The following is a 13,913-nucleotide window of genomic DNA, read 5'->3' on the forward strand; positions in this document are numbered from 1 at the left end:
CTCAGTATCCTTTCAGAAGAAGCTCTGCGTCCATCTTCGCCAGCTCAGACAAAGCCTCGTCGCGCTCTGCATCCCGCCGGGCTTTATAGGCAAACAAATCCTCTGCCTTGATCCGGCGATGCCGTCCAACGGTCGTATGCGGGATATCGCCCGCTTCAAGCAGCTTGATCAAATAGGGCCGGGACACATTCAGCAGATCTGCCGCCTGTTGTGTCGTCAGTTCTGCCGACAGCGGGATCATCTGAAAACCCTGACGGCCAGAAACAAGGCGCAACAAATTCATCAGGCTTTCTGTCAGGGCCGGGCTGAGGGTGATGGTTTCCGCCCCGCCCTCTCCACGCATCACAGTCAGCTTGGTATCCTCGCCCTCCTTTGCCTGAGAGGCAATAATCTGGCGAAGCTGGTCTGCTGTTGCGCTTTCGATCTGCGTTGGCAAGCGGCCACCAAAATCATCTTTTCGTATTGCCGACATTGCGCATTCTCCATTTCCCGCGACATCCCCCTCCTCCTCCTCTGGTCAAAGGGGGTGCCTAATATATAAGACAAGACCTCCATAAACGCAATATTCGAAACAATCGAAATACTCGAAACAATCGAAATATTCGAAATCACGTAATCTTCTTATCCGCACTCCTTTTCACCACACTCACCCCCAAAACACCCAGCGCAATGCCCCAGATCGGGCTGGTATTGACCAGTGCGGCGATGATCGCCGGGGCCTGAAGCGGGGTCAGGATGATCGCATAGGCGATGGCGCCCATGGTCATGATCCAGGTGAGTGCGACGGCATAGCCAAAGCTTGGCCGCCAGCGCCGCACGAACGCATCTTCGCTGGCGACTTCGGTTCGGATGGTGCGATTGACCGATTTCAGCGTTTCGGTATCGCGGGCCAATTCGATTTCGGCCATGCGTTCGGTGTGGCGGTTGGCTTCAAGGATTTGGGCCGGTGTGACGTCGCCTTTGCTGACAGCTTGTTCGACCTGTTTAAGGCCCTCAGCGGCGGTTTTGGCGATCGGATTGTCGATATGATCAAGCCCCGCACCCACCGCCTTGATCAAAAGCGGCAGGCCGATCTGGGCAAGCAATGCCGGGATCACGTGATACCTCCCCTATCCGATATTCTTGTAAAATATGTGATGGCCGATCTCTGCAACCGGCACCTGCCCGCGCGCCCAATAGGGATCAACCGCATGGGTGTGATAATGCGTCGCCCCGTCGGTCTGATCGACAAGCTCACCCGCCACGGCGCGCTTGGCGATGCGTTTGCACAACCGATAGGCCGGGTCGCGCGGATTGATCGCCAGCAACTTCTTGCGGTTGGGATCATTGGCGTTCCAGCAGGAAAACTGACCGGGTTTAAGGCACACCGATCTGATGTCATTGCCCCACCAATAGCGCCCGCGTTTGCGCGCAAAGGCCACACGGTTGAGGATCACCGATGCCACCGCCTCGATCCCGGCAAGGTCTTCGCCGCGGGCCTCGCCATAAAGCGTGCGGGCAAGGATTTCGGCATCCGGTAATGTTTCGGGCAAAGTCTCTGGCAAAGCTTCGGGTTCAACAATCGGGCGGGTCATAAGATCAGTCATGGACCGGTTCCTTTTTAAGCGGGCTGTCAAGTTTGGCCTCGATCCGGAGCAAATGCCCCGTCAGGCGTTTTTCAATGTCCTTGAGATACGGGATCGAGACATAGTTGCGCGCCACATCAAGCTTGAAGTCGGCAAGATCGGCGCGCAGATCGCCGCAATCGGCGTCATGGCGGCTGCGCTGATCCTCGATCCGGGTCAGCAATTCCGATCGCATCCGCCAATGCAGCCAGAACAGGCTGGCCACTGCCGGAATTTCGACCGCGGTGATCCACCAGATCACATCGACAGGCTGGGCAAGCTCGGTCATGTTCCGGGGCCTCGTGATTTCGATAAAAAAAAGACCCGCAAACCGGTTGGTTTGCAGGTCAGTTCAAGGAGGTCATCACGACCGGGGCAACACCCCCGGCTTAGATGATCGGCATAAAACTTGTATAGGCGGGGTGCACCGATCCGGCCGCACCATCCATGCGCAGTCTCTGTCCCGTTGTGGCATCACCCGGGCGCCATCCGGCGCCATTCCTGTGCGTGTGCCAGTACCAGTGCCAGTAACCGTACCAGTGACCGTGACTGGTTCCCAAGCCAAGGAAGACCGTTCATCACAGCCCCGAAAGGCAGAGGCAGTCCTAGGCAGCAGGTCCCTTGATCTTTGCTTCAAGATCCTGCCAGGCCTCGCCGGAGGCCACCAGGCAACTTGGCCCGGACGGATAGGTAAACAGGATCGTCCATGTCTGCCCGTCCGGCGCCTTGAGCACCTCGATCACACCACCGTTCGAGGTCACGCCAACCGCAACCGGTTCCTCGGAATATTTGGCACTCAGGCTGTCGATAACCTTGCTGCGGTCACCACAAACCGGAGACGCCTGTGTTTCCGGGATCGCAACTGCAACGGCACCTGCCATTACAGCCATCAAGCTTAGTTTCTTCCACATGGTCAGGCCTCCTGACAGTCAGGTGCGCCCACAGGGGCGTCTTGTTGTCCTGGACTGCTAAATTGATCAACAAATCGATCTGGCCGTTTCCGGGTTTATAAACTTGTTTTGCGCGGCGCACTCTACGCTTTGGTATAGGTTTAAAAAACTCTCTACTATTCTTTCATATAATAAACGTAGGGATCAAAGCTGAAAATTCCATGAATATTTCACAAATGTGATACACCGCCGGGCTAACTACTTGGCATTGCGAGAAATTTTTTTTCTCCCGTCAGGGTTTCCAAGCTGACCTTTACGGATTGAAACGGTTTTCCGCCCGGAAAGCCCCGCCATTTCGCCGCCAGTCGGCCCGAAGCAGCGGCATATCGACCCGCGGCAAACGGACCGGTTCGGCCAAAATGCATCCCGCCACCGCATCAAGCCCGTCATCATGGCCAACACTATTTTGACCGGCGCTGTTATGACCAGAACTGGCGGGATGCCATTCGCGCAACTGTCGCAGGAACGGCGTTTTGACCACAGCCGCCCCGACATGAAGCAGCCCCGCCCCCATCACCGCGCCAAAGGCATCCTCGATCCGGGTCACCTTGTTGGTGGCTTCATAATGTTCTACGACGCTTGCCGCCCAGCCGATCGCTTTAAGTTCGCGCCGCAGGATATTGGGCAAAAACCGCCCGATGCCATTGGTCTCGATCCGCACCGATGGCAAATGGTTGCGCGCCATGAATGCCCCGACCTGTGCACAAAGCTGGCTTGCCTCGTCACGCCACGGGGTATCGCCGTTTTGCCCGCCCTCATGCGGGCTGGTTGCCCGCAACCAGGCGATATCATGAAGCCAGTATTCCCCCTGATCACAAATATAGACGCAGGCCACCACCGCCCCGTCGCCCTTGGCCGCGCCGAAGCTCGGATCAAAGTGGCAGGCACTGGCGACCATGGTGCGATCCCCGATGCCAAGCCGCATCCGGCCATTGGCATATTCGATTTCGGCCAGATCGTCGTAATAGTGCAAACGCGCCGGATCAAACGGCCCGGCATTGGGGGCAACCATTTCAAGCATCATCTGGCTTTGAAACTTGTGGGCTGGCGTGCGCGCCCTGATCGCGGCGATTGCCGCCTGATCAAACCGTTCGGGCCAGTTTGATGCCCCATGCTTATTGACGATGGGCAGCACAAAACGTGAGAAACCATTTAAAAATGGCGCGACTTCGCCGGTTTCCGGGCGCACTTCATCGGCATAGATCGAATAGTAACTGTGCGGCGTCCCGACATAAAGCTGTGCGCCGCCGGGCGACAGAACATAGGCAATTTCGGATAACTTCTCGCGAAGCTCGCTGCGTTTATGGGCGGTATCGCTGTTTTTGGGAACTTCGACATCATCGCAAATCACGATATCGGCGCGCGATCCGGTGATATTGCCGCCAATGCCAACAGCCTGCATGGACGGATCGCGCAACACACCGGGCCGCGCCACGGTGAACCGTTCACTGCCCCAGTCGGTCAGACGGTCGGGCACAATCCCCGCCAATAACGGGTGGCGTTCGACAATGCGTTTGACGTTGCGCACCATCTTTTTGGCCAGATCAAGGTCGGCCGCCAGAACCAGAATGCGCAAATCGGCATCGCGATAGAGCAACCAGGCACAAAACAGCCCGACAATGGTTGATTTCCCCGAATTGCGAAACGCCATCAGCAACATCTCGCGCCGCCCGGCGTTCCAGCATTCCTCCAGCCAGTCGGCCATTTTCCGATGATGGGATGGCAAGCCAAGCCCCAGAACCTGATCCCAGATCCAGACAAATTCCGCAAACCGGGCAGTTTGAGTACTTGGTATCATCCCACCCTCCTGTCGGCACTATAAATCAGCGCGTCTATCGCGCGTCTGGCAAACAGCCATGACCAATCACGCCGCCGGCTCAACTGGCCGGTGACCTTGCCGCTCGGAGGCAGCAATATCTGAATTTTCTGAGAAAAACTGACCGGCAAAAAAAGTCAAAGATGCCGGTTTACATCCATCCGCCCATGCAGAACGCGGACAACCTCAATGGCATCACTTGCCTGCCGGTAATAAATCACATGCGCCCCAACCGGGGTTTGGAAATAGCCTTCTCGCACATCGCATTTCTGCCCGATGCGCTTTGATGCAGCCAGCTCAGAAAACACACCCAGGAAATCGCGGATATATTTATCGGCCTGCGTCACCGACCAGCGTCGATGCGTGTATCGCCAGATATCTTCAAGATCGGCCTCCGCCCGCGGTGTAAGGCGATATCCCGCATTAACCGCCATGCTCGGTCTTCATCCGGGTCAGAAAAGCATCCCCGTCAAACGGTTTGGCGGGCCCGGATTGTTCGCCATCGATCAAGGCTTCCTGAAGGGCTTTAACTTTCGCCTCATGCTCTTCCAAAAGTCGCAATCCCGCCCGCACAACATCACTGGCAGACCCGTAACGCCCCGATTTGACCTGCCCGTCAATAAAACCGTTAAAATGCTCACCCAGCGAAACTGATGTATTGCGCGCCATGATCGACCTCCTTGATACCAATATGTATTATATATTGGTATCAGCCATTTCTGCAATCGCGATATCATATCGCGCGTGTGGAAATCACCCCGTCTCGCTCCCGCGACGGCGGGATCCCATCTTGCCTCGCCCCTCCAATCCCACGGATGCCCCGCAAGCAGGGCAGATGATCACGATGGCCTAAGCGTGCGCCGGGCCTCGGCAATCAGGTTTTCGACCGCGCTGCCACTATCCGGATCGCCAGATTCATCACCTCCCGCCTGATCCGCCCTGTCACATGCCCAGCGCAGCAACTTGATCAGGCTTTCAAGATGCCCAAGGGCGGCTTTGCAGGCCGCTTGATGGGTGGAAAACTCCTTGGCATCCATGATGCCTGCGGCCTCGCCAGCCAGCCGATGATAGGCATCACGCGCCTGTGCAATATCATCGGGGAGCTCGGCCAAAAGGCGGGCGCGAAGGGTGGCAAGCGGGTCAGTTTTACTGGCCATCCCCATGGCCTAAACTACCGAAAGATCAGACAATCGCGCATCAGAAAGCCTGACCGGCCAGTAGGCCAGATTGCGCAGATACCCGTTGATATGCTTGTCCGTTCCGCCAAAGGATCCCAGCACAATATTGGAAAAATTGCGCGGCATGGCAAAGCCCGACGGGGTTTTCAGAACGCTGCCGCCAAGGGCCACTGCAATAACATCATCCTCCCAGGCCAGCGCAATGCGATGGCGGGTATCTGGTGACAGCGTCCCGTAAAGCGACTGGGTAACGATCGGCACGCCATCCCGGCGCAAGGATATGCGCAACTGACCGGCATCGCTGTCATAACCAAGATCAAGATGATCATCATTGAGACTGCCGGCATAAAGCTGTGCGATCCGCCAGATGCCAGCCCATGCCGGGGCAGTATGCAAATCAAACACCATTGTCCCGGCCCCTTGGGCAAACCAGTCAGCCGGATCAAGCGTCACATTATCGGCGGCCCGCGATGCCGGGATGCCGTTGCTGATGATATCGGATGTCGGCGCGGGTCCGGCTTCAAGCTGCCCATTCCAGATCAGCACCGATGCCGGAAGGTTCGAGATCGCCGTACTGATTTTCGGATAGCGCGTGCTGCCCGATGCCGGTTCAGAGATCCACACACGTTGCCAGGTTTCATCAAGACTGATGTTATGGCTTGATGGCCCGTTGATCCCGCCAAGGGTGACATCAACCGTTCCCGAAACCGCCCGCATCCAGATGGCAAAGCAATAGACATCCCCACTGATCAGCGATCCGACATTCTGATAAAGGCCATCCGCCCCGCCCGGAAGGTCAAGCAACATGGCGTCCGAACTGCCATCCGGGGCGGCAACCGCACTTGGCGCAACACTTACACCGGCGTTCTTTTCCCAAAGTGCATTGGAAAAATCGCGGGAATAGCGCAGCAAGTTGGTTGCCGCCCCCTCAATCAAAAGCCCCTTGCGTCGGCCAAGCCGGTCATGATCAAACCCCGGCTGATCATTGCCAAGGGTCGTTATCAATCCGTTTTCACCGCCGATCATTTTGCTTGATGCCCGCGCCACCGTCATGGCGGCCGCAAGCGGCTGATACCGCAATCCCATTGGATGCATCTCCTTGAAATCGAAATCAGGAATTTCTGCCCGGCACCCAGGCAAACAGGTAAGCAGGCAAGCAGTCACGCCACCAAGGCTTTGCTACCCGCCAATGCGGTGCAGATGCCACCAGCTTAAAAGATCACTGGCCGCGATCATGCGGGTCACATCATCGCTGTGGCGCAACCGGATCCTGAGCCCGCTTGCCCCGCCCGGGGCAATGCGCACCACACCGCCAAGCCGCAAGCTGTGATTGGCACCGCTTCCGGTCGCGGTAATGTCATTGGATTGCAGATGGATGTTCCAGTCCTTGCCATTGAACCGTTCAAGTGACAGGGTGGTCATCACCGCTTCGCTGGTGACCGGGAAACTTACCCCGACATCGATATGGTAAAATCCCGGCGCCATCCCGGTCAGGCCATGACTGGCGGCGTCATAAAGCCCGTGGCTGTCTTCGACCACCTGATCCCATTCAATCAGGAAGGCACCCCCGGCCGGGATGCTTTGCGATGCGGTGCGCAACAGCTTGACGACCGGTCCGCTTTCGCGCACCGGACAGGCAAACCACCGCCCTCCGGTGATCCCGTCACAGACAAGGTCAACCATATCCCCCCGGATCGGCAGCGGATAAATCCCGCCTTCTGCCCCGCCATGAACCGGTGCAATCACATCCCCGCTGGCCGCTGCGATATCGACCTGTGTGCCATCCCCGTTAAACAGACGATAACGCACCCCGTTGCGCGCAATCGATGCGTCGGGCAATGTCACCCGCGCCCCGTTTGACAATCGCACCAGTGCACCGGTTTCACGGATATCCATGATCCGGTTCAAGGGTGCATCAATCACCGGCTGGCGGCGCTCATCCTCCCAGCTCAGGGCATTGCCGCTGCGAAAATCAAGATCAAGCATCGCACCGGCATGATCACGCCCAAAGGATGCCAGGGCTGTTTGCGACCGGACATCGGCGGCATCGGCCCGATTGGCCGCGGTCTGGGCAAGGGTCGCATTGCCGGCCACATTGGCGATATCCTTGGCATCCGGGCCATTGGCAAGACCATCCCCCTCGTCATTCCAGATCAGAACACGCCCCGGCGCGATCCCCGGAAGTTTCGCAGATGCCTGATCGCGATCGGCCGCATCAAGGTGCAAGGCCCCCGAAAGCGCCCGGTCAATATCGCCGATTGCCACGGTCACAAAATCAAGATCACGGTCAATCGCATCGCCGCGCGGTACCGACATGGCGTCATAGGAACTCAGGCGGCGCAACCGCAAGGACCGTGCGATATCGACCCGAACACCCGATGCCGGTGCGGTTTCAAATTTGACGATGCCGCCCGCCCCCCTGGCCGCCGCCGATCCCGACCCCGTCCCGGATCGGCCAAGGGTGACGTGAAACCCGGTCTCGACAGTTTCGCCATCAAGGCTGATTGCGACATCGCCGCTGTCAAACACGTCGAAATCGAATGGAAATTCATCGCGCGCCCCATCGCCTTCGAACTGGCGTGATGCGGTAATCTGATTGGTAAAGACCGTCCCCATATCCTTATCCCCTCAACCCGTCACGCCGCGCGAACCAGGCACTCAGCCGGGCGGTCGTATCATCCTGCGCGGTGCGCAACAGCGACTTTTCGCGCCAGCTTGCACTGGCATTGATCTGATTGCGTTTGCGACTGGCCTCGGACGCATCTGCCTGCTGATCGTCGCGCGCGGCCTTTTCATAACCGGCCAGAACCGCACTGGCAGATCCGCTGCCACCGGCCATCAGTCCCGATGCCCCCTGTCTGGCACGCAGGGTCGCCTGCCTGCGACGCAGGGCATCTTCGCGGTCGGCATCCTTTTGTTGTTGGTTTGCGTCAATTTCGGCCAGTTCCGCCTTGCGATCGGCATCAAGCATGGCAATCCGGCTTTGCGTACTGGCCTGATTGGCCTGGATCTGTTGTCCGGTCTGCAAGGCCGATGCCGCCATCGGCACGATTGATGTAAAGCCACCCATCAGTCATTCACCCCCATTTCCGATGCACATCCCAGCAATAAAAAAGGCCGGGGAAAATCCCCGGCAATCCGCCATAAACCCGAATGGATGGTCCCCCCGCTTCCGCGCCGCCATCCAAGACTTCGCAATGTGATATCCCCGCTATAAAGCCCGTCCGGATCATCCGGCGACACCGGCGACACCGGCGACACCGGCAATGCGACATCGCGCAGACCGCGCCCGGTATCCACACGAAGCTGCCCGCTTTGTTGCAGCCGCAAGGTCAGCGACACCAGACGCACCGCATTGCCCCCATGCGGGCGGCTGCCATCCGATGCCGCCGGTGGCAGGGCAAAGATTTCATGAGCAAAGGCCAAACCGGCATCAAGTGTTGTGACCGCCCCGACATCGCCGGGCAAGGTCACCGTGCCGCCCGCCACTGCAAGCCCGGGGATCAGAACACCATCGCCCCAGGCATTGATTTCCATCCCTTCAAGCGCGCCGAGCTGCCCCCAATGCCGGCGCGGTTCTTCGCCCGCTTGGACCGACTGGCTGATTTGCAGATCAAACCCGCATGCGTCATCAAACAGGGCCAGAAAATACCGATTCCCGCATTTCAGGCTGACATAAACATCCCCGCCCGACACCGCGACCGATGTAAAATCACACCCCGCCACCTGCTGTGCCGACCAGGCGGTAATGGTCTCGGAGCGGTAAAGGGTCAGGGTGGCAAGCGATCCATCTGCCATCACCACATGCAACAGCCGTCGATTGGCATCAAAGGCCTGATCAATCGGGTCCTTGACCAGATGATGTGACAGCAATGCCAGATCGGCCGATCCATAGGCCTGCTCGACATCGGTAAACAGGAATTCGCGAATTTCACGCCCGCTGCGCCCGGCAAATACCGTCGCCCCGTCAATATTGACCAATGGCACCGTGCGATGGCTTTGACTGCCGATCCGGGTTTGACGGGTGACCTGAATATTGGCCGGTGTCAGGGGATCCCCCGTCACCATCCATTCCGATCCGCTGGTAAAGACCTGAAGATGGCGACCGGCAAAAATCCCGGTGATCGCATTGACCTGATCGGCCAGAAGGGCGAATTCAATCGCCTCGTCATCCAGCCCCTCGCCCAGTTCGAAATTGAACAGATCCCCCGAATGCGACATCCACAGCCGGTTGGGCAAATCACGTGACCCGCCAATCACCAGTCGGTCCTGATGGAATGTCACGCTGCGCGGCCAGCCACGCACATCCGAAAAGGCCTGCTCGGCAAAATCGACCGTGGCATTGCTATCCGCCAGGCTGCCCTTAAGGGTCATGGTCGCAGTTTGGGCGTCGCCAACGGCGGTTATTTCGCCCTCGATCCCGGCAATCCGCCACAGGGTTCCGACATGGTTGGCGTCAAACATATCCATGCTGGCAACAAGGGTCACCGATCCGCTGGTGGCTGATGGTGTGATGGTCGCTGCCGGGTCGATGAATTTGTAAAACGGCTGGCTTGTGACCTGATCGGTTGCCCGCCAGGCCCAGGAAGTTACCTGCCAGCTTCCGGCCTGGGTGCGGCTGATGCGCACCGGCGGGGCATCGGGATGAACCACCAGAAGCGTATCGGCACTTTGCGTCCAGTTCAAAAGATCATGATGTTCCGGCCCGAACGGGGTTTCAAACCATACGGTATTGACCCCGTTTTCAAACACAAAGGCCTTCTGATCGCCAAAGGCCAGGATATAGGTCTGTTCGGTATTGAATTCGAACTGCACAAGACGCACCGGCCCGTCAAGCTCGCCAACAAGGCGCGTGCCCGGACGGCGTCTTACCCCGCCGGACGGCTCGATAAACACATTGCGCAAACGTGCCGCCCCGTTGGCATAGGCATTCAAATCCGAACGCCCCCACAATTCCGGTGCCAGCTCCCCGGTCGAAAAGGTGTTTTTCTCAAGAACCCTGCGGGCCATTGGCCGCTCCCTGCTTGACTGTCGCGTGTGATGATGAATTTGCGGATCAGGTTCCCCGCCCCTGCCGAACTGACATTCGTTCCATGTATCGGTTGTGGCCCCTGTCATCGCCGCGCAAGCGATCCGTGCCTGCTTTTCCCCCGGGACTATCCCCGGGCCGATATCAGTGAAAAATCATCAATCGCATGCGGGGTCGATTGCTGGGCATCGGCAAGGCGGGCTTCGCGAAACTGGTCTTCCGATCGCTTGAACAGATATTCCGCCCTGGCACTGCTTTCGGTCAGTGGCAGGCAAAATTCCGCTGCCAGCCGCGCAATCAGGGCCAGATCAAACCACGGTGGAAAACTGCCCTCGGCCAGTCGGGCGACATAGGAAAGGTGCGCCGTTTCCCCCGCACACAGCACAGCCCGGTCGCGCAGTTCGAACCGGGTGATTTTCCCGCCCTCATTTTCGAGTGACAGCAACCGGATGAAATCGCGTGGCAGGGCAAATAACGCGCTGCCATCGCCGGGATCGCGCCGGTCATTCGCCGTTGCCAATCGCGCAAGCCACGCCCCGCGCGCGGCAAACCGCCACGGATAGCTTGCCAGCATCCCGTCGCGGATCGTCGGATAGAGCAGCCGGGCAATTTCGGCCTCGGCACTGTCTTCGTCAAAGGATGAGACCGGACTTGCCCCGATCATCACCATGGCGCGCGCACAAAGCGCGATATCACCGAGTGCCATGAAAAAACCTCCGCAAAAGAAAACGGAGCCCGGAAAACCGGGCCCCGCAAGGCTTGTCACTCTCGTGCGACAATCACACCTTGATGATGTAATTGATCACTACAAACGGCTGCATGTTGTTGTGCGGCTGATCGCCGCCCTCAACAATTCCGTTTTGATTGGATGATGAGCCGGCATTATTCCCCGATTGTCCAACTGCGGCATCGATATGACCACTATGAGCAGGCATTTCCTCAATGCTCAACTGATGCATTTCCGCGCCACCAATCGCGCCGATGGCACGCTCCGTCAGGCCATCGCCCTGCCCGGCACCGACCGGAACACGGCCACGCAGATCGGGAAGCTTGAAACTGCCGGCTGCCTGACCGGTGCCATAGGTAATACCGATCGCTGAAAACAGGTTTTCGAACTCGCTTGCCAGCAATTCGGAACCGTCACAGATCAAAAAGCCGTCCGGCGCTACAGCTCCGGCAAACGGCAACACCGTCGCCACCGGAACCGAACCGCCACCCGACATACCACTGCCAAACAGGGCTTCCAGCGCCTGCAAGAGCTGGGTGTCATCCATGCGGTCAGGAACAATGTCCGCAGCCAGAACGACATTGAGAACTTCACTTTCAACCGGGCTCAAACACTGCATATAAATTCTCCAATCGTGGGGCAAAAAGAACCCCGGCAAGCAACGCCTGCCGGGGCGGAAAAGGTTGAAGACCGACGCTTACTGACTTGTCGCAGCCGTCGGATAGAACGCCTTGATCGCATAGGTCATCGCCACGTTGCGCGGGCGGGTTTCTTCCCCAACTCGTGCCCCCGGACTGTTGGCACTATCAAAATTCAGCAGTCCTGCCGGGCGAAAAATACCATATTCGGTTGAGGTCTGGTCCGACCCACCTGAACCTTCCGTGCCCGTCAAAGCACCGTTCGCAAATGTTCGATTAAGAGCGGCGTAAGTTGTATCCGTTTGCCCCGTAATTCTTTGCATCTGGTCGAGTTGAGAAGATCCGAACACACGCCCGGCATCCACACCGCGACCATCATCAAAGCCACGGACAAATTCGCCGCGAAGATCCGGGAGATTGAAGGTGGAAATCTCGTCACCGGCACCCCAGACGGTACCAATCGTGGCAAACAGATCGGCATAGTCGGTACGCGAGATGGCCGAGCCATCACAGACCAGCCAGCCTTCCGGGGCCGTCGGCATGGCGAATGCGGAGACCGTGCCGATTTCGCTGCCGATGATAACGGTGTTACCACCGCCATTGCCGCCGCCGGAAATCAGGGTATTGATCGCCTGAAGCAGCTGGGTTTTGTCATCGCAATCGGGCCAGATGCCGACCCCCTGAATGACATTGAGGATTTCACATTCGACCGGGGTAGTACCCTGCATGGGCAGTCTCCTTGCTTGGAAAAAGAAAACCCCGATGGCCGATACCACCGGGGTCGCGTCGAGGGAGGAAGATGGAAAAAGATGTTGGCTCAGTCGGTATTGGACGTGCCGACCGCAGTCATGTCGCGGACATCAACGCCCGCCGCACCGGAACTAGCCACCACGAACAGGCCGCCCGACATGGTGGCGTCGCGATTGGTGTTGGCGATGATGAAATCACCGACGCGCAGCATGTCGCGCGCATCAGCAAAATAACCCGATGTATCAATATCGGCGGCAAGATCGGGGGTGATGTAATGCCAAAGGGTAAAACCGTTGGCATAGGCCAGAACACTGAGGTTTCTGGCTTTGAAACCTTCTGCCATTCAGGGGCTCCTGTGTTTTTCAATGTTAAGAAAAGTTAAGGTTACTAAAGCACCTGACGACCTATTCCTTGGCCTGCAGGCAGGTCACGCCATCCCCGTCAACAAGGCCTGCCCCCTGGCTCATGGAGTTATTGACGAAATGGGCCGCATGATCGCCATGCCAGGTGATATCGGACTGCACTTCGGACCCGATGGCATGACCAATCGCGGTACGGTGATACCAGAAACAGGACCGAATGCCGCTTGCCACCGGAAGGCCCGAATGCGGCATCCACAGCGTCCCGAGCCATCGTTTGGCCTGCGTTCCCTTCCAGGGAAGGTCATCATCCCCGATATAATCGGCATTGGAAAATTCATCGATCTGAAGCAGTTCCGACCACTGTTTCCAGCCGACAATCGCATAACGCTGCCCGTCATCGGGCACATCGCGTTCGCCAAGTCCTTCGAATGCCATCATGACTTTTTCAAGTGTCATGCCCTCGGCGTTATCGGGAATCAGATCATCGGTCTGCACCAGGGCATTGATGATCAGTTCGTCGGTTTTGCGGCCCAGCGCATAGGCCCCGGCATTGGCCAGAACCATCTTTTCATCATGGTTGATTTTAAGTTCATCAAGCGCATCAACCCAGTCCCCGGCATAGTAATCACGCAAATCGCAGCGCACCGCTTCGTGATCGACATTCATCACCGGCACCTTGCCATGGCGGGCCTTGGTGGTTGCCGTGCCCTTGCCGACTTTCTGGAAAACCGTGGTTGCGCCTTTGACCGCGTTCTTGACCCGCACCGTGTTGCGCAGTTTCGAGCCCATGCGCTGATAGGCCTGATGCACATCGGCCTGAAAATGATCAATGAAACTTTGATCGATCGTATCGCTCATT

18 protein-coding genes are annotated in these 13,913 nt (G+C 57.9%); all 18 read right to left on the reverse strand.

Annotation, left to right across the window (positions count from 1 at the left end; genetic code table 11):
- Position 1: 1 nt before the first annotated feature.
- The gene (locus M9H61_RS07900; protein WP_250284349.1) at positions 2-472 is read right to left on the reverse strand and encodes a helix-turn-helix domain-containing protein; all 471 of its coding nucleotides are present in this window, start codon (positions 470-472) and stop codon (positions 2-4) included.
- Between the two features lie 136 nt (positions 473-608).
- On the reverse strand, positions 609-1,097 hold the full coding sequence (locus M9H61_RS07905) for a 3TM-type holin (protein WP_250284351.1): 489 nt from the start codon (positions 1,095-1,097) through the stop codon (positions 609-611).
- Between the two features lie 12 nt (positions 1,098-1,109).
- Entirely contained in the window at positions 1,110-1,586 is a 477-nt protein-coding gene (locus M9H61_RS07910; protein ID WP_250284352.1) for a cell wall hydrolase, read from the reverse strand.
- Positions 1,579-1,893 (reverse strand): hypothetical protein, encoded by a 315-nt coding sequence (locus tag M9H61_RS07915; protein ID WP_068517888.1) that lies wholly within the window; start codon positions 1,891-1,893, stop codon positions 1,579-1,581. The genes M9H61_RS07910 and M9H61_RS07915 overlap by 8 nt, the downstream gene beginning before the upstream one ends.
- Positions 1,894-2,209: 316 nt before the next feature.
- Complete coding sequence (locus M9H61_RS07920) at positions 2,210-2,515, reverse strand: hypothetical protein (RefSeq protein ID WP_068517887.1); 306 nt, start codon at positions 2,513-2,515, stop codon at positions 2,210-2,212.
- Between the two features lie 292 nt (positions 2,516-2,807).
- The gene (terL, locus tag M9H61_RS07925) at positions 2,808-4,352 is read right to left on the reverse strand and encodes a phage terminase large subunit (RefSeq protein WP_250284354.1); all 1,545 of its coding nucleotides are present in this window, start codon (positions 4,350-4,352) and stop codon (positions 2,808-2,810) included.
- 155 nt (positions 4,353-4,507) lie between these two features.
- Entirely contained in the window at positions 4,508-4,804 is a 297-nt protein-coding gene (locus M9H61_RS07930; RefSeq protein ID WP_250284356.1) for a type II toxin-antitoxin system RelE/ParE family toxin, read from the reverse strand.
- A complete protein-coding gene (locus M9H61_RS07935) occupies positions 4,794-5,039 on the reverse strand; it encodes a type II toxin-antitoxin system ParD family antitoxin (RefSeq protein ID WP_228194201.1) in 246 nt (81 codons plus the stop codon). Before M9H61_RS07935 ends, M9H61_RS07930 begins: the two co-directional genes overlap by 11 nt.
- 170 nt (positions 5,040-5,209) lie before the next feature.
- Entirely contained in the window at positions 5,210-5,527 is a 318-nt protein-coding gene (locus tag M9H61_RS07940; RefSeq protein WP_250284357.1) for a hypothetical protein, read from the reverse strand.
- 9 nt (positions 5,528-5,536) lie between these two features.
- Positions 5,537-6,634, reverse strand: a complete 1,098-nt coding sequence (locus M9H61_RS07945) for a hypothetical protein (protein ID WP_250284359.1) — start codon at positions 6,632-6,634, stop codon at positions 5,537-5,539.
- A 93-nt stretch (positions 6,635-6,727) separates the two neighbouring features.
- Entirely contained in the window at positions 6,728-8,164 is a 1,437-nt protein-coding gene (locus tag M9H61_RS07950) for a hypothetical protein (RefSeq protein WP_250284361.1), read from the reverse strand.
- A gap of 4 nt (positions 8,165-8,168) precedes the next feature.
- The gene (locus M9H61_RS07955) at positions 8,169-8,618 is read right to left on the reverse strand and encodes a hypothetical protein (RefSeq protein WP_250284363.1); all 450 of its coding nucleotides are present in this window, start codon (positions 8,616-8,618) and stop codon (positions 8,169-8,171) included.
- Positions 8,618-10,558 (reverse strand): hypothetical protein, encoded by a 1,941-nt coding sequence (locus M9H61_RS07960; protein WP_250284364.1) that lies wholly within the window; start codon positions 10,556-10,558, stop codon positions 8,618-8,620. The genes M9H61_RS07955 and M9H61_RS07960 overlap by 1 nt, the downstream gene beginning before the upstream one ends.
- Positions 10,559-10,704: 146 nt before the next feature.
- Positions 10,705-11,283: a hypothetical protein gene (locus tag M9H61_RS07965; RefSeq protein ID WP_250284366.1), complete on the reverse strand. Its 579-nt coding sequence runs from the start codon at positions 11,281-11,283 to the stop codon at positions 10,705-10,707.
- A 73-nt stretch (positions 11,284-11,356) separates the two neighbouring features.
- The gene (locus tag M9H61_RS07970) at positions 11,357-11,923 is read right to left on the reverse strand and encodes a phage tail protein (RefSeq protein ID WP_250284368.1); all 567 of its coding nucleotides are present in this window, start codon (positions 11,921-11,923) and stop codon (positions 11,357-11,359) included.
- A 78-nt stretch (positions 11,924-12,001) separates the two neighbouring features.
- Positions 12,002-12,670 carry a phage tail protein gene (locus M9H61_RS07975; protein WP_250284370.1) on the reverse strand — a complete coding sequence of 223 codons (669 nt, stop codon included), beginning with the start codon at positions 12,668-12,670 and terminating at the stop codon, positions 12,002-12,004.
- An 89-nt stretch (positions 12,671-12,759) separates the two neighbouring features.
- Positions 12,760-13,035, reverse strand: a complete 276-nt coding sequence (locus M9H61_RS07980) for a hypothetical protein (protein ID WP_250284371.1) — start codon at positions 13,033-13,035, stop codon at positions 12,760-12,762.
- Between the two features lie 61 nt (positions 13,036-13,096).
- Entirely contained in the window at positions 13,097-13,912 is an 816-nt protein-coding gene (locus tag M9H61_RS07985; protein ID WP_250284373.1) for a phage capsid protein, read from the reverse strand.
- Between the last annotated feature and the right edge of the window lies 1 nt (position 13,913).

It is taken from the genome of Thalassospira sp. GO-4 (assembly GCF_023588965.1).
Classification (GTDB): Bacteria; Pseudomonadota; Alphaproteobacteria; order Rhodospirillales; family Thalassospiraceae; genus Thalassospira; species Thalassospira povalilytica.

What these genes read in the sequence shown, in the direction of transcription:
- M9H61_RS07900 (WP_250284349.1), bottom strand. Translation starts at nt 472, where the DNA reads ATGTCGGCAATACGAAAAGATGATTTTGGTGGCCGCTTGCCAACGCAG.
- M9H61_RS07910 (WP_250284352.1), bottom strand. Translation starts at nt 1,586, where the DNA reads ATGACTGATCTTATGACCCGCCCGATTGTTGAACCCGAAGCTTTGCCA.
- M9H61_RS07915 (WP_068517888.1), bottom strand. Translation starts at nt 1,893, where the DNA reads ATGACCGAGCTTGCCCAGCCTGTCGATGTGATCTGGTGGATCACCGCG.
- M9H61_RS07920 (WP_068517887.1), bottom strand. Translation starts at nt 2,515, where the DNA reads ATGTGGAAGAAACTAAGCTTGATGGCTGTAATGGCAGGTGCCGTTGCA.
- terL (WP_250284354.1), bottom strand. Translation starts at nt 4,352, where the DNA reads ATGATACCAAGTACTCAAACTGCCCGGTTTGCGGAATTTGTCTGGATC.
- M9H61_RS07930 (WP_250284356.1), bottom strand. Translation starts at nt 4,804, where the DNA reads ATGGCGGTTAATGCGGGATATCGCCTTACACCGCGGGCGGAGGCCGAT.
- M9H61_RS07935 (WP_228194201.1), bottom strand. Translation starts at nt 5,039, where the DNA reads ATGGCGCGCAATACATCAGTTTCGCTGGGTGAGCATTTTAACGGTTTT.
- M9H61_RS07940 (WP_250284357.1), bottom strand. Translation starts at nt 5,527, where the DNA reads ATGGCCAGTAAAACTGACCCGCTTGCCACCCTTCGCGCCCGCCTTTTG.
- M9H61_RS07945 (WP_250284359.1), bottom strand. Translation starts at nt 6,634, where the DNA reads ATGGGATTGCGGTATCAGCCGCTTGCGGCCGCCATGACGGTGGCGCGG.
- M9H61_RS07950 (WP_250284361.1), bottom strand. Translation starts at nt 8,164, where the DNA reads ATGGGGACGGTCTTTACCAATCAGATTACCGCATCACGCCAGTTCGAA.
- M9H61_RS07955 (WP_250284363.1), bottom strand. Translation starts at nt 8,618, where the DNA reads ATGGGTGGCTTTACATCAATCGTGCCGATGGCGGCATCGGCCTTGCAG.
- M9H61_RS07960 (WP_250284364.1), bottom strand. Translation starts at nt 10,558, where the DNA reads ATGGCCCGCAGGGTTCTTGAGAAAAACACCTTTTCGACCGGGGAGCTG.
- M9H61_RS07965 (WP_250284366.1), bottom strand. Translation starts at nt 11,283, where the DNA reads ATGGCACTCGGTGATATCGCGCTTTGTGCGCGCGCCATGGTGATGATC.
- M9H61_RS07970 (WP_250284368.1), bottom strand. Translation starts at nt 11,923, where the DNA reads ATGCAGTGTTTGAGCCCGGTTGAAAGTGAAGTTCTCAATGTCGTTCTG.
- M9H61_RS07975 (WP_250284370.1), bottom strand. Translation starts at nt 12,670, where the DNA reads ATGCAGGGTACTACCCCGGTCGAATGTGAAATCCTCAATGTCATTCAG.
- M9H61_RS07980 (WP_250284371.1), bottom strand. Translation starts at nt 13,035, where the DNA reads ATGGCAGAAGGTTTCAAAGCCAGAAACCTCAGTGTTCTGGCCTATGCC.
- M9H61_RS07985 (WP_250284373.1), bottom strand. Translation starts at nt 13,912, where the DNA reads ATGAGCGATACGATCGATCAAAGTTTCATTGATCATTTTCAGGCCGAT.